A 14,492-nucleotide genomic window follows, 5' to 3' on the forward strand; every position below is an offset into this window, starting at 1 on the left:
CCCCTTCGCTACGAGGGCGGCGAGGCACTGACTCTATTCCTGCATCCCCGAAATGCCCGGCAGGGGAAACCTCTGGTCTGCCACCCTCTGGAGCACACGCGAAGGACGGCCCCGGTTGATTCCGAGACCGCCCTTCTGTAGAGCTATTCAATTCACTACGTCATCGCTTTTCGCTGCCTGCACCTGATGCAGTAACGGACGTTCGTCAGCTGCAGCCGCTGGTGGAGCCGCAGCCCTCGCAGACGTAGCAGCTACCGGCGGGCCGCATCTTCGTGCCGCAGGTGAAGCAGAGCGGCGCGTCGGCGGCCTTGCCGATCACGGCCTCCAGCAGTTCGGTGCTGGAACCCACGGCCGGGGCCGGCTTGACGGCCGCGACGTCGGCCATCTCCTGCACCGGCTGCGCGATCGGGCCGGTCTTCGGCTCCGGCGCCTCGACCGGGGCGGAGGAGGCCATCGCGGTGAGGTCCGCACCGCTCGCCTCCGCCTCCGCCTCGGCCGCGAGCTGGGCGGCCCGCTCCTTGGCGGTGAAGATGCCCAGCTCGGCGCGGCGGTCGTACGGCAGGAAGTCCAGCGCCAGGCGACGGAAGATGTAGTCCATCACCGAGGCGGCCATCCGCACGTCCGGGTCGTCGGTCATGCCGGCCGGCTCGAAGCGCATGTTGGTGAACTTGCTGACGTACGTCTCCAGCGGGACGCCGTACTGGAGGCCGATGGAGATGGCCACCGAGAAGGCGTCCATCACGCCGGCCAGGGTCGAGCCCTGCTTCGACATCTTGAGGAAGACCTCGCCGAGGCCGTCGTCCGGGTAGGACGAGGCGGTGAGGTAGCCCTCCGCGCCGCCGACCGAGAACGAGATGGTCTCCGAGGGGCGCTTCTTCGGCAGCCGCTTGCGCACCGGGCGGTACTCGACGACCTTCTCCACGACCTTCTCCGGCGCGGCGGCCGGGGCCTGGGTCTCGACGGCACCCTTGCTCTTCTTCGCCGCCGACAGCGGCTGGCCGACCTTGCAGTTGTCCCGGTAGATCGCCAGCGCCTTGAGACCGAGCTTCCAGCCCTCGAAGTAGATCTTCTCGACGTCCTCGACGGTGGCCTGCTCGGGCATGTTGACCGTCTTGGAGATGGCGCCGGAGATGAACGGCTGGACCGCCGCCATCATCCGCACGTGACCCATCGGCGCGATCGACCGCTCGCCCATGGCGCAGTCGAAGACCGGGTAGTGCTCCGGCTTGAGGCCCGGGGCGTCCACCACGTGCCCGTGGTCGGCGATGTGCTCGACGATCGCCTCGACCTGCTCCTCGGGGTAGCCGAGGCTGCGCAGGGCGCGCGGCACGGTCTGGTTGACGATCTGCATCGAGCCGCCGCCGACCAGCTTCTTGAACTTCACCAGCGCCAGGTCCGGCTCGACGCCGGTGGTGTCGCAGTCCATCATCAGGCCGATGGTGCCGGTCGGGGCGAGCACGCTGGCCTGCGAGTTGCGCCAGCCGTACTTGTCACCGAGCTTGTTGCCCAGCGTCCACTGCTTGGTCGCCTCGCGCTGCACGGCGGTGGCCACGGTGCCGGTCGGCTTGATCGCGTCGTTGGCGGCGGCGTGCTTGCGCATGACCCGCTTGTGCGGCTCGGCGTTGCGGGCGTAGCCGTCGTACGGGCCGACGATGCCGGCCAGCTCGGCGGAACGGCGGTAGGCGGTGCCGGTCATCAGCGAGGTGATCGCGGCGGACACCTCCCGGCCGTGCTCCGAGTCGTACGGCAGGCCGGTGGCCATCAGGAGCGCGCCCAGGTTGGCGTACCCGATGCCGAGCTGCCGGTAGGCGCGGGTGGTCTCACCGATCTTCTCGGTCGGGAAGTCGGCGAAGCAGATCGAGATGTCCATCGCGGTGATGACAAACTCGACCGACTTGACGAACTTCTCCACCTCGAAGCCGCCGTCGGCGCGGAGGAACTTCATCAGGTTCAGCGAGGCCAGGTTGCACGAGGAGTTGTCCAGGTGCAGGTACTCCGAGCACGGGTTCGACGCGGTGATCCGCCCGGTCTCCGGGCAGGTGTGCCAGTCGTTGATGGTGTCGTCGTACTGCAGGCCCGGGTCGGCGCACTCCCAGGCGGCCTGGGAGATGGTGCGGAACAGCTTCTTCGCGTCGATCGTCTCGATGGTCTGTCCGTCGAGCCGGCCGCGCAGGTCGAAGCCGCCGCCGTTCTCCACGGCGGTCATGAACTCGTCCGAGACGCGGACCGAGTTGTTGGCGTTCTGGTACTGCACGCTGACGATGTCGGCGCCGCCCAGGTCCATGTCGAAGCCGGCGTCGCGCAGCGCGCGGATCTTGTCCTCCTCGCGCGCCTTGGTCGCCACGAACTCCTCGATGTCCGGGTGGTCGACGTCGAGGATGACCATCTTGGCCGCGCGCCGGGTGGCGCCACCGGACTTGATGGTGCCGGCGGAGGCGTCCGCGCCGCGCATGAAGCTGACCGGGCCGGAGGCGGTGCCGCCGGAGGAGAGCAGCTCCTTCGAGGAACGGATGCGGGACAGGTTGACCCCGGCGCCGGAGCCGCCCTGGAAGATCCGGCCCTCCTCCTTGTACCAGTCGAGGATGGAGTCCATCGAGTCGTCGACCGACAGGATGAAGCAGGCGCTGACCTGCTGCGGCGACGGAGTGCCGACGTTGAACCAGACCGGCGAGTTGAAGCTGAACACCTGGTGCAGCAGCATCCAGGTCAGCTCGTGCGCGAACACCTCGGCGTCGGCCGGGGTGGCGAAGTAGCCGTACTCCTCACCGGCGGTGCGGTAGGTCTCGACCACCCGGTCGATCAACTGCTTGAGCGACCACTCCCGCTCCGGGGTCCCCACCGCGCCCCGGAAGTACTTGGTGGTCACGATGTTCGCCGCGTTGACCGACCAGGACTCGGGGAACTCCACCCCGCGCTGCTCGAAGTTGATCGAGCCGTCCCGCCAGTTCGTCATGACGACGTCGCGGCGCTCCCAGGCGACCTCGTCGTAGGGATGCACCCCTGCGGTCGTCCAGACACGCTCGATCTTCAGCCCCGCCCCGGCCTTGTTCCGTGACTTACTGGTCGTCACGCCCTCGCCCCCCTCGTCGGCACGGTCACCCACCGCGCCTCGTGTATCTGTCAGAAACCTGAAAATGTCAGCTGATCGCGCCGGCGGCGTCGGCCGCCTGAGCACCGGCGCCCTCCCGGGCGCGCGCGGCGGCCCGCAGCGTCTCGATCTCGCGCTCGAAGTCGGCGAGCGAGTCGAAGGACCGGTAGACGCTGGCGAACCGCATGTAGGCCACCTCGTCGAGGTCACGCAACGGGCCGAGGATGGCCAGGCCCACCTCGTGGCTGGGGATCTCGGCCGCCCCCTTGGCCCGGACGGTCTCCTCGACCTTCTGTGCCAGCAGCGCGATCGAGTCGTCGTCGACCGGCCGCCCCTGGCACGCCTTGCGCACCCCACCGATGATCTTCGTACGGCTGAACGGCTCGGTCACCCCACTGCGCTTGACCACCGCGAGCACCGCCTCCTCGACGGTGGTGAACCGCTTGCCGCACTCCGGGCAGGACCGCCGCCGCCGGATGAGCTGGCCGTCGTCGGCCTCCCGCGAGTCGACCACCCGGGAGTCGGCGTGCCGGCAGTACGGACACCGCATTCGCCCGACCTCCTGTCGTCGATCGCGGGCACACCTAACCGGCTCCCGGGCACGCGTCGGCCCGGCGGAGTCATCGTCCGATGACCGTCGCCGAGTGCGCGGTGCGGGAGTGCGTTCGGTAGTTGAACCCAACCTGTGGGCAACTTACGCCCGTGTGACTACTACATCTAGGGGTCGACCGTATGCCGAACCCCAAGCGAGGTCAAGTTGGTCGGCGTGTCCGGCGCGTCGTCAGCATCACGTCCGGCGCGCCGCCACCGAGGAGCCCAACGCACAGCCTCCCGTGCTAGTCACGGGCTGCCGCGATGGAACATCTGTACGAGCGGCGTACTCTTCTATCAGAACAACAGTTCGGAAATCCAGGAATTCGCCGCGACACGCCGACACCAGGTCGTACAGATGTTTGAAAATGGCCGATCTCACCTATACGGTCAGACCACACGCACCACGAGCCGACGAGGCACCCCAGCGCCGACCAGGGAGGGACGGACGTGACCGAGGACCGGGCCAGCCGGCAGAAGAACCCGCAGCCGAACGACGGGGCGGGTCCTCCGGCGACCCGCCGCCCCCGCGCCGCCCGCAGCCGCACCGCCCCCGCGGCGGTGCGCCCGGTCACGCCGGTGGTGAGCACCTTCCCCGACCCGGCGACCGTCGACCTGACCGCCCGGCAGCGGCGGATCCTGGAGTTCATCCGCACCTGGGTCGAGCGGCACGGCTACCCGCCGAGCGTGCGCGAGATCGGCGAGGCGGTCGGGTTGGTCTCCCCGTCCAGCGTCGCCTACCAGCTCAAGGAACTGGAGAAGAAGGGCTACCTGCGCCGCGACCCGAACCGGCCGCGCGCCGTCGACGTCCGGGCCCCGGGCGAGGCCGACGACGAGGCCGCCCGCGCGCAGCGGCCCACCCCGGCGTACGTGCCGATGCTGGGCCGCATCGCCGCCGGTGGCCCGATCCTGGCCGAGCAGGCGGTGGAGGACATCTTCCCCCTCCCCCGCGAGCTGGTCGGCGAGGGCGAGGTCTTCATGCTCCAGGTCAAGGGTGACTCGATGCTCGACGCGGCGATCTGCGACGGCGACTGGGTGGTCGTCCGGCAGCAGCCCAACGCCGAAGTAGGCGACATCGTGGCCGCGATGCTCGACGGCGAGGCGACGGTCAAGACCTACCGGCGCCGGGACGGGCACGTCTGGCTGATGCCGCAGAACCCGGCCTTCGACCCGATCCCCGGCGACGACGCCACCATCATGGGTCGCGTCGTCGCGGTGCTGCGCCGCATCTGACCCGACAGCAGCGAAAAGGGGTGACCGTCGCCGGTCACCCCTTTTCCGTGTCGCCTCAGTAGCGGTCGCCCCGGTACTCCCGGCCACCGCCGGACACCGGGCCGTACTGACCCCGGTCGTCGTAGTCGTCGTCGCGGCGCGCACCACGCGGTTCCTGGCCGCGACGCGGCGGCTCGGCCCGGCCGCCGCCCCCGCGCGGCCCGCCGCCGGGCTGCCCGCGGTATCCGGCCCCACCCGGGCCGCCGCCGTAGCCACCACCCTGGCCGCCACGGCCCGAACCGCCCTGGCCTCCGCTGCCACCCGGGCCGCCACGGCCCGGACCGCCCTGGCCCGCGCCGCCACCCGGCGCGCCCTGGCCCGCGCCGTAGACACCGCTACCGCGACCTCCGCCGCCGGCCGGGCCGCCGCCGTAGACGCCACCGCCCTGCGGGCGGGTCCCGCCCGGAGGACGGCCGCCACCCTGGCCACGGCCGCCGCTCTGGGGCGCGCCACCGTACACGCCGCCGCCCGGCCGGCCACCGCCGTACACACCACCGGAGGGCGGGCGGTCGCCGTTCGCCGCGCCACCGTAGACGCCGCCCTGACCACCGCCGTAGACCCCGCCGCGCGGGGCGTCCGGTCGTTCGCCCGACGGGAAACCGGTCGCCGGGAACTCGCCGCTGCGTTCGGGCTCCTCGGCCGCCGCGCGGGGCGCCGGCTTGCGCCGCGACCGCAGGATGCCGAAGACGCCCGCGCCGACCAGGAGCGCCCCGAGCACCCCGACCGCCGCGATCAGGTACGTGATCTCGTCGAGTGAGAGCCCTTCGAGCCAGGACTTCTCGGCGGCCGCCTTCGTCTCGGCCTTGCCGCCGTTCGGAAGCGCCTCCACCCCGGTGGTGGACGGCGTGTAGCTGAGGATCTCGATCGGGTCCGAGTCGTCGAGCGTCCCGCCGTCGGAGACGGTGACGAACAACTTGCCGTCGGGCGTGTACGAGATCGCCTCGCCGAACGGGTCGGCCAGCGGGGTGATCCGCGGCTTACCGGTGGTCAGCGCCTTGACGATGTCGCCGCCGGACACGTCGAACTCGAACGCGTCGGCGTACGTGCGCAGCACCACCTTGCTGCCGTCGGGTGAGCGGGCCGCGCCGGTCACCAGCGCCCGCCCGGGCGAGCCGAGCTTGTTCTCGGTGTCGGTCTTCGGCAGCGTGACCTCGCCGACCTTCTTCATCGGGATCGGCTCGGGGTCGCCGCCGGCCTTCAGCTTCACCGTCGGGGTGAAGATCTCCGACTTGCCGGACAGGTCCTTGGTGATCACCAGCGGCATGTTGTCGTCACCGACGAGCAGCGCCTCCGCGTCGTGCGGCTCCTTGCCCGGATAGCTGAGCCGGTGCAGCACCGGCTGCTTCGCGCCGCTGAGCGGCATCGTCCAGACCGCGACCCGCTCCCGGCGGGTCTTCTTCTCCACGTTGTCGCCGGTGTCGGCGATCCAGAGGGTCTTGCGGTCCGGACTGAGCGCCAGGTCCTCGGTGTCGAAAGGCCCGTCGCCGGAGTACCGGACCTCCCTGTCGACCTTGCACTTGGCGTCCAGGTAGAAGACCCGCTTGCGGCTCGGGTCGTCGGTGCCGTCGTTGATCACGACGTACCCGCTGCTGGTGGCGATCAGGCCGGACAGCTCGCGGAGGCGGTTGTCCTCGACCGTGCACTTCTTCTTGGGAGCCGCGGCCAGCACGGGGGCCGCGGCGGGTGCCGCCGGGGCCGGCCCGGCCGGCGCCACGACCGCGCCGACCAGGCCGAGCGCGAGCGTGACCGAGGAGACAACGTGCCGCATGACGCTCAGTGTCGCACGGCGGGGGTTTCCGGCGGGTGACGCCGGACGGCTCACCGTCTGGCGCCCACCCGCTCGTCGCTGGTCAGCCGATCCCCCGCCCGGTAGGGCGCGAGCTCGGCGGCGAGCCCCTGGCCCACCCGTACGTGCAGCAGCGTGCCCTCGGGCAGGTGCGCGGTGCTGAGCACCTCACCCTGCCGGTGCACCCGGGCCACCAGGTCACCCCGGTCGTACGGGAGCACGACGCGCACCTCGACGGCCGGCCGGGGCAGCCGCCGCTCGACCGCCTCACGCATCTCGTCGATCCCGCGCCCGCTGTACGCGGAGACGAACACGGCGTCCGGCCAGAGCCGCTTGAGCCGCAGCATCGTCTCCTCGTCGGTGGCGTCGGTCTTGTTCACCACCAGTAGTTCCGGCAGCCGGTCGGCGCCCACCTCGGCGAGCACCTCGCGTACCGCCCGGACCTGCTCCTCCGGGTCCGGGTGGGTGCCGTCGACCACGTGCACGACCAGGTCCGCGTCGGCGACCTCCTCCAGCGTCGAGCGGAACGCCTCGACGATCTGGTGCGGCAGGTGCCGGACGAAGCCGACGGTGTCGGACAGCGTGTAGAGCCGCCCGTCGGACGTGGTGGCGCGCCGGGTGGTCGGGTCCAGCGTGGCGAACAGCGCGTTCTCCACCAGCACGCCCGCCCCGGTGAGGCGGTTGAGCAGGCTGGACTTGCCGGCGTTGGTGTAGCCGGCGATGGCCACCGCGGGCACCGCGTTACGGGTGCGCCGGGCGCGCTTGGTCTGGCGTACCGTCGCCATGCTCTTGATCTCGCGGCGCAGCCGCGCGATGCGGTGGCGGATGCGCCGCCGGTCGGTCTCCAGCTTGGTCTCACCGGGACCGCGCAGACCCACGCCGCCGCCGGCGCCACCGCCGCGACCGCTACCACCGGTCTGCCGGGACAGCGTCTCGCCCCAACCGCGCAGGCGCGGCAGCAGGTATTCGAGCTGGGCCAGCTCGACCTGCGCCTTGCCCTCCTTGCTCTTGGCGTGCTGGGCGAAGATGTCCAGGATCAGGGCGGTCCGGTCGACCACCTTGACCTTGGTGCGCTGCTCCAGGTTGCGCAGCTGCGACGGCGACAGCTCACCGTCGCAGATGATCGTGTCGGCGCCGGTGGCGAGCACCACGGCGCCCAGGTCGTCGACCTTGCCGCGGCCGATGTACGTGGCCGGGTCGGGCCGGTGCCGGCGCTGGATCAGCCCTTCGAGCACCTGCGAGCCGGCCGTCTCGGCCAGCGCCGCCAACTCGGTGAGGCTGTTGTCGGCGTCGGTCTGCGTGCCCTCGGTCCAGACCCCGACCAGGACGACCCGCTCCAGCCGCAGCTGGCGGTATTCGACCTCGGTGATGTCGGTGAGTTCGGTGGAGAGGCCGGGGACCCGCCGCAGCGCCTGCCGCTCCGACAGCTCGTACTCACCCGTGGTGGCCTCGAGCTCGTCGTCCTCGTAGGGATGGAAGGTCTCCTGCTCGCGCAAACTGCGTCTCCTGTCCGTTATGTGCATCGCCGAGAATTTTCGGCGCGTGACAGCAATCCTGACATGTGTCAACGCCGGGCGCACCTGTCTTATGCCCGTGACGCTACCGACGGGTAGCGGGGGCGGATGCCGGGCGACCTGGGCGGGCGAGTAGAAATGCCAGTCGAGCCGCTCAGCGCCGACGGAGGAGTTTCTCGTGGCCAACACACGACTGCCGAGTGCCGGATTCTCCATCACCATCCGGATCGCGGTACCCGCCGACGCCACCTCCATCGGCCGGCTCACCACCGCCGCCGGCGAGGCCGGGGCCATCGTCACCGCGCTGGACGTGGTCGACTCCGACCCCGCGCACGTGATCGTCGACCTCACCTGCGACACCGCCGACGCCGGGCACGCCGACCAGGTGGTCGACGCGCTCACCGCGCTCGACGGGGTGGACGTGCGCAAGGTCTCCGACCGCACGTTCCTGCTGCACCTCGGCGGCAAGATCGAGGTGACCCCGAAGGTCGCGCTGCGCACCCGCGACGAGCTGTCCCGCGCGTACACCCCGGGGGTGGCCCGGGTCTGCATGGCCATCGCGGAGAACCCGGCCGACGCCCGCCGGCTCACCATCAAGCGCAACACCGTCGCCGTGGTCAGCGACGGCACCGCCGTGCTCGGCCTGGGCAACCTCGGCCCGGCCGCCTCGCTGCCGGTGATGGAGGGCAAGGCCGCGCTGTTCAAGCGCTTCGGCGGGGTGGACGCCTGGCCGGTGGTGCTGGACACGCAGGACACCGACGAGATCGTGGCGATCGTCAAGGCGATCGCGCCCGCGTACGGCGGGATCAACCTGGAGGACATCGCCGCGCCGCGCTGCTTCGAGATCGAGGCCCGGCTGCGCGAGGCCCTCGACATCCCGGTCTTCCACGACGACCAGCACGGCACCGCGATCTGCGTGCTGGCCGCGCTCACCAACGCGCTGCGCGTCGTGGGCAAGCAGCTCGCGGACGTCCGGGTCGTGGTCTCCGGCGCCGGCGCGGCCGGCACCGCGATCATGAAGCTGCTGCTGCGCCAGGGCGTCGGCGACATCATCGCGTACGACCGCCAGGGCGCCCTGCACCGCGGCCTGCCGGACCTCAACCCGGCCTGGCAGTGGCTGGCCGAGAACACCAACAAGGAGAACTACTCCGGCGACCTGGCCGGTGCGGTACGCGGCGCGGACGTGTTCATCGGCGTCAGCGCGCCGAACCTGCTCACCGGCGACGACATCGCCCAGATGGCGAAGGACTCGATCGTCTTCGCGCTGGCGAACCCCGACCCCGAGGTCGACCCGCGCGAGGCGCGCAAGTACGCCGCAGTGGTCGCCACCGGCCGCTCGGACCAGCCCAACCAGATCAACAACGTGCTCGCCTTCCCCGGCGTGTTCCGCGGCATGCTCGACGCGCACGCCGAGGAGTTCACCGAGGAGATGGCGCTCGCGGCCGCCCGGGCCATCGCCGACGTGGTCGGCGAGGAGAAGATCAACCCGACGGTGATCGTGCCCAGCGTCTTCGACTCCCGGGTCGCCCCGGCCGTGGCCGCCGCCGTGCGGGCCGCCGCCCAGAACCCGGCCGCCACGCCGGCACCGGCGGCCGACCCGGGCCCGGCCGACCTGCCCGAGATCGCCGCCAACGCCAGCGCCACCCCCTGACACGTTCCTCCCGCTCCCGGCACCCTCTCGCAGGGCACCTCCTCGCGGAACAGCACCTCCTCGCGGAACAGCACCTCCTCGCGGAACAGCACCTCCTCGCGGAACAGCACCTCCTCGCGGGACAGCACTCTTGCGGCAACGCTCCTCGCGAGGCAGCGCCTCCGACCGGGGCGGCGCACGAGCGCACGCCTCTCCGCATCCGCACCCAGCGCAGTCAGGCGTCCCCGCGAGATCTTGGAAGGAAATGGCCCTCATAGGGGCCCGAATCTTCCAAGATCTCCGACAGCGCTCCGCCTTGAGACGGACAAGTCAGCCAGAAGGCCCCTCACCCCGGCTTGATCGACTCCACTTCCCCGAAGTGGCGGCATCATCACCCTTGATCAACACCAGTTCCCCGAGGTAGTGCCATCAGAGGCTCCGCGACCCCACCACTTCGGCGAGCTGGTGTTGATCATGCCGGGCGGCAGTGCGCCGGGGCGAGTGGGGACGGGGCGAGGCCACGCCTGCCAGGGGCGCGGGCACCACTCGCCCTGCCCGTGTTGACCAAGGAGTTCGGGTCACCGGAACGCCGGAAATCGGCCGCAAACTCCTTGATCGACCGCGACGGGGGCCCCACAGGCGGAGAGAGGGCGCCGGTCAGGGGGTCAGGGCGGAGGGGGTCAGGGTGCCTGTGGCCACCAGGACCGCGGGGCCGGACAGCCAGCACGAGTCGGCTGTCACGGTGACCGTCAGGCGTCCGCCGGGCACGTCTACCGCCACCGTGCCGGTGTCGAGGCCGGCGTCGCGCAACGCCACCGCGCCGACCGCGCACGCGCCGGTGCCGCAGGAGAGCGTCTCGGCCGAGCCGCGCTCGTAGACCCGCATCAGCACGTGCGCGTCGGCGCCGGTGACCGGCTCTCCCGGCGTGGTGAACTCGACGTTCACGCCGGCCGGGAACATCCCGGCGTCCACCTCGGGCGCGCGGGTGAGGTCGAGCGCGGTCAGCTCCAGCGCGGCGGGCAGCGCGCACACCAGGTGCGGGTTGCCGACGTCCACGGCGGCGCCGGGCAGCGTCAGCCCGCCGAGCGTGGCGGTCGCCGTGTCGTACAGCCGGGGGCGGCGCATCTCGACCGCCACGTCCGCGCCCTCGACACGGGCCCGGACCAGGCCCGCGCGGGTGGCGATCGGCAGCGTCCCGCCCGACGAGGACGAGGCGGCGGCGGCGGCGGCGGCGGCGGCCAGCGAACGGTCCAGCAGGTAGCGGACGAACACGCGGGCCCCGTTGCCGCACATCTCGGCGAACGAGCCGTCGGAGTTCCAGTAGTCCATGAACCACTCGGCCTCGCCGGCCAGCGCGACGCCCTCGGGGTGCTTGGCCGCGCGCACCACGCGCAGCACGCCGTCGCCGCCGAGGCCGCGCCGCCTGTCGCAGAGCGCGGCGACCAGGCCGGGTGTCAGGTCGAGCGTGCCGTCCGGGTCGGGCAGGATGACGAAGTCGTTGCCGGTGCCGTGACCCTTCGTGAACTCCACGCCCCCATCATCCCCGATGCTCGGCGACCACCCGCAGGGCAGTGTCGAGAAACGCGGGCGACGCCGAGTCCAGCCAGTGCACGCGCGGGTCACGCCGGAACCAGGAGCGCTGCCGCCGGACGAACCGGCGGGTGGCGCGGATGGTCTCCTCGTACGCTTCGGCCTCGGTCAGCTCCCCGGCCAGGAACCGCAGCACCTGCTGGTAGCCGAGCGCCCGGCTGGCCGTGCGCCCCTCGGGCAGCCCGTCGGCGACCAGCGCCCGCACCTCGTCGACCAGCCCGTCGGCCCACATCCGGTCCACCCGCAGCGCGATCCGCTCGTCCAGCACTGCCGTGTCCAGGTCGACGCCGAGCTGCACCGACGGGTAGTACGGCGTGGGCGACGGCAGCGACGCGGTGAACGGCGCGCCGGTCAGCTCGATCACCTCCAGCGCTCGCACGATTCGCCGCCCGTTGGTGGGCAGGATGCTCGCCGCCGCCCCGGGATCCGCCTCGGCCAGCCGCGCGTGCAGCGGCAGCGGACCGACAGCGGCCAGTTCCGCCTCCAGCCGCTCCCGCAGCGCCGGGTCGGTGCCCGGGAACTCGAACTGTTCCAGCACCGCCCGCACGTACAGCCCGGAGCCGCCGACCAGCAGCGGCACCCGCCCCCGGGCCAGGATGTCGTCGACGGCCGCGCGGGCCAGCGCCTGGTATTCCGCGACGCTCGCCGGCTCGGTCACCGGCCAGATGTCCAGCAGGTGATGCGGCACACCCTCGCGTTCGGCCGGCGTCAGCTTCGCGGTGCCGATGTCCATGCCCCGGTAGAGCTGCATCGAGTCGGCGTTGACCACCTCGCCGCCGAGCGCGTGCGCCAGCGCGATGCTCAGCGCCGACTTCCCGGCCGCGGTCGGCCCGACCACGGCGACGACTGTCACACCCGCTCCCAGTTCGCCACGAAGTAGGCAACGCCGTAGGGGGCGCGGTGGTAGCCCAGCTCACCCCGCCAGTCGCCGCCGGCCGCGTCGACCGCGCCGGCCAGCACCTGCCACGGCGCGCGCCCGGCGACCCGCAACTGCGCCGACAGCACCGGGTCCAGGTCGCGCAGCGCCGCCGTGTCCGCGCCGGCCAGGGCAACCGCAACCCCTTCGTCGTACGCCTCGGCGCGCGAGTCGTCGTACCCCGGCGCGGTGACGCCGCGGCAGGCGGACCCGTCACCGAGCACGAGCAGCGCGACCCGCGGATCGTCGTCGTCGATCAGGCTCGCGCCGAACGCCGCGCACTCCGCCGGCGTGGCGTCGTGTGCCACCGACCGGGCCAGGCGGGGCAGTTCGGTGCCGGAGCGGTTGAGCAGCCACGCGCCGACGGTCAGGCTCAACGGCAGGCGGTCCCCGCCCGCGCAGTTGACCTTCCAGAGCCGCACGTGCCGGTCCAGGCCGTACGGGCGCAGCGAACCGTGCTCGGCGGCGTTGAACCGGACGGTCTCCGGTCCACCGCCGATCAGCAGGATCGCCTCGGGCTCGGCGGCGAGCAGCCGGGCGACAGCGGCGTCGGCGGCGGCGCGCAGGTCGTCCAGCTCAGGCGCGGCGGCCCCGGCCAGCTCGGGCACGATCAACGGCGGATGGGGGCAGACGGCGGCGGCGACCAGTGGCACGCCCCCCAACCTATCGGGATCCGCCGGTGCGTCCCCGCGCCGATCCGGTCATCGAGGGCGTACGACACCGTATGGTCACGGTCGACGGCAGGCGCTCGACACGGACCGGGTCGGACCTGTGACAATGCCGGGAGAAAGTTTGCTGCGCCGTGGCGGCGATTCGAGGGGACTGTCCCCTCGACGCCGGGAGAACGAGGATGGGCACATGAGCGACTGGACTGCCTTCGGACGGGTGGACGAGGACGGCACCGTCTACGTCAAGACCGCCGAGGGCGAGCGGGTGGTCGGATCCTGGCAGGCGGGCGCACCGGAGGAAGGGCTCGCCCATTTCGCCCGGCGCTACGCCGATCTGGTGACCGAGGTCGACCTGACCGAGGCCCGGCTCAACTCGGGCGCGGCTGACGCCGGCCACTCCCTGACCACGATCCGGCGGATCCGCGGTTCGCTGGCCGAGGCGCACGTGGTCGGTGACCTCGACGCGCTGGCCGCCCGGCTGGACAAGCTCGCCGTCCTCGCCGAGGAGAAGGCCGGCGAGGCCAAGGCGGCCCGCGAGGCCGCCCGGGGTGAGGCGCTGGCGCGCAAGACCGCCCTGGTCGAGGAGGCCGAGAAGCTGGCCGCCGAGTCGACCGGCTGGAAGACCGCCGGGGACCGGCTCAAGGAGATCCTCGACGAGTGGAAGACCATCCGCGGCGTCGACAAGAAGACCGACGGTGAGCTGTGGAAGCGGTTCGCGGCCGCCCGGGACGGCTTCACCCGCCGCCGGGGCGCCCACTTCGCCTCCCTCGACCAGCAGCGCAAGCAGGCGCAGACGGTCAAGGAGGAGCTGGTCGCCGAGGCGGAGAAGCTCAAGGAGTCCACCGACTGGGGCGTCACCGCCGGTCAGCTCAAGGACCTGATGGCCCAGTGGAAGGCCGCGCCGCGCGCCGCCAAGGAGGCCGAGCAGAAGCTCTGGGAACGGTTCCGGGCCGCGCAGGACGAGTTCTTCAGCCGGCGCAGCGAGGTCTTCTCGGCGCGCGACAACGAGCAGCGCGCCAACCTGGAGCGCAAGCAGGCGCTGCTGGCCGAGGCCGAGGCGCTCGACGTCGACGGCGACCCGAAGGGCGCCCAGGCGAAGCTGCGGGAGATCCAGGCGCAGTGGCACGAGGCCGGTCGCGTGCCCCGCGAGGCCGCCTCCGGGCTGGAGCGCCGGCTGCGGGCCGTGGACGACAAGGTCCGCGAGGTGATGGACTCGGCGTGGCGGCGTACCTCCAAGGAGGACAACCCGCTGCTGGCGCAGATGCGCGCCCAGGTCGCCGAGGCCGAGGACCGGCTGGCCCGGGCCCAGGCCGCCGGTGACACCCGCCGGATCAAGGAGGCCGAGCAGGCGCTCGCGTCGAAGCGGCAGTTCCTCCAGCTCGCCGAGCAGGCCGGCTGACGCGAGCACCCCGGCCGGGCAGGCCGGCGGACAGACAC

At 72.0% G+C, this 14,492-nt stretch carries 10 protein-coding genes; 3 read left to right on the forward strand and 7 right to left on the reverse strand.

Annotated features, from left to right (window positions below; all coding sequences use genetic code 11):
* Positions 1-205: 205 nt before the first annotated feature.
* Together AMK25_RS21610 and nrdR are read right to left on the reverse strand one after the other, a co-directional pair.
* On the reverse strand, positions 206-3,103 hold the full coding sequence (locus tag AMK25_RS21610; RefSeq protein WP_073830206.1) for a vitamin B12-dependent ribonucleotide reductase: 2,898 nt from the start codon (positions 3,101-3,103) through the stop codon (positions 206-208).
* 34 nt (positions 3,104-3,137) lie between these two features.
* A complete protein-coding gene (nrdR, locus tag AMK25_RS21615) occupies positions 3,138-3,638 on the reverse strand; it encodes a transcriptional regulator NrdR (RefSeq protein WP_073830207.1) in 501 nt (166 codons plus the stop codon).
* A gap of 491 nt (positions 3,639-4,129) precedes the next feature.
* Between nrdR and lexA the strand changes: the two genes are divergently transcribed.
* Positions 4,130-4,912 (forward strand): transcriptional repressor LexA, encoded by a 783-nt coding sequence (gene lexA / locus AMK25_RS21620; protein WP_073830208.1) that lies wholly within the window; start codon positions 4,130-4,132, stop codon positions 4,910-4,912.
* A gap of 55 nt (positions 4,913-4,967) precedes the next feature.
* Here lexA and AMK25_RS21625 read toward each other — a convergent pair whose 3' ends face one another.
* Together AMK25_RS21625 and hflX are read right to left on the reverse strand one after the other, a co-directional pair.
* A complete protein-coding gene (locus AMK25_RS21625) occupies positions 4,968-6,719 on the reverse strand; it encodes a hypothetical protein (RefSeq protein ID WP_073830209.1) in 1,752 nt (583 codons plus the stop codon).
* A gap of 50 nt (positions 6,720-6,769) precedes the next feature.
* Positions 6,770-8,233, reverse strand: coding sequence for a GTPase HflX (gene hflX, locus AMK25_RS21630; RefSeq protein ID WP_073830210.1), 1,464 nt, complete (start codon positions 8,231-8,233; stop codon positions 6,770-6,772).
* Positions 8,234-8,429: 196 nt separating this feature from the next.
* Between hflX and AMK25_RS21635 the strand changes: the two genes are divergently transcribed.
* Positions 8,430-9,902, forward strand: coding sequence for an NAD-dependent malic enzyme (locus tag AMK25_RS21635; RefSeq protein WP_073830211.1), 1,473 nt, complete (start codon positions 8,430-8,432; stop codon positions 9,900-9,902).
* A gap of 636 nt (positions 9,903-10,538) precedes the next feature.
* Here the strand turns inward: AMK25_RS21635 and dapF are convergent.
* The 3 genes from dapF to AMK25_RS21650 are packed head-to-tail and all read right to left on the reverse strand — an operon-like array spanning position 10,539 to position 13,049.
* Complete coding sequence (dapF, locus tag AMK25_RS21640; RefSeq protein ID WP_073830212.1) at positions 10,539-11,411, reverse strand: diaminopimelate epimerase; 873 nt, start codon at positions 11,409-11,411, stop codon at positions 10,539-10,541.
* Positions 11,412-11,418: 7 nt separating this feature from the next.
* Positions 11,419-12,336, reverse strand: coding sequence for a tRNA (adenosine(37)-N6)-dimethylallyltransferase MiaA (miaA, locus tag AMK25_RS21645; RefSeq protein ID WP_241826456.1), 918 nt, complete (start codon positions 12,334-12,336; stop codon positions 11,419-11,421).
* Complete coding sequence (locus AMK25_RS21650; protein WP_198937624.1) at positions 12,321-13,049, reverse strand: hypothetical protein; 729 nt, start codon at positions 13,047-13,049, stop codon at positions 12,321-12,323. Before AMK25_RS21650 ends, miaA begins: the two co-directional genes overlap by 16 nt.
* Positions 13,050-13,245: 196 nt before the next feature.
* On the opposite strand from AMK25_RS21650, the gene AMK25_RS21655 reads away from it, so the two are divergent.
* Positions 13,246-14,454: a DUF349 domain-containing protein gene (locus AMK25_RS21655; protein ID WP_073830215.1), complete on the forward strand. Its 1,209-nt coding sequence runs from the start codon at positions 13,246-13,248 to the stop codon at positions 14,452-14,454.
* The last annotated feature ends 38 nt before the right edge of the window (positions 14,455-14,492 follow it).

Origin of the sequence: Micromonospora sp. TSRI0369, from assembly GCF_001905625.1 — a bacterium.
In the GTDB taxonomy this organism is placed as follows: domain Bacteria; phylum Actinomycetota; class Actinomycetes; order Mycobacteriales; family Micromonosporaceae; genus Micromonospora; species Micromonospora echinospora_A.

Bases quoted from the DNA above. Each gene is read 5' to 3' on its own strand.
- AMK25_RS21655 (WP_073830215.1), top strand. From the start codon at position 13,246: ATGAGCGACTGGACTGCCTTCGGACGGGTGGACGAGGACGGCACCGTC.
- nrdR (WP_073830207.1), bottom strand. From the start codon at position 3,638: ATGCGGTGTCCGTACTGCCGGCACGCCGACTCCCGGGTGGTCGACTCG.
- AMK25_RS21625 (WP_073830209.1), bottom strand. From the start codon at position 6,719: ATGCGGCACGTTGTCTCCTCGGTCACGCTCGCGCTCGGCCTGGTCGGC.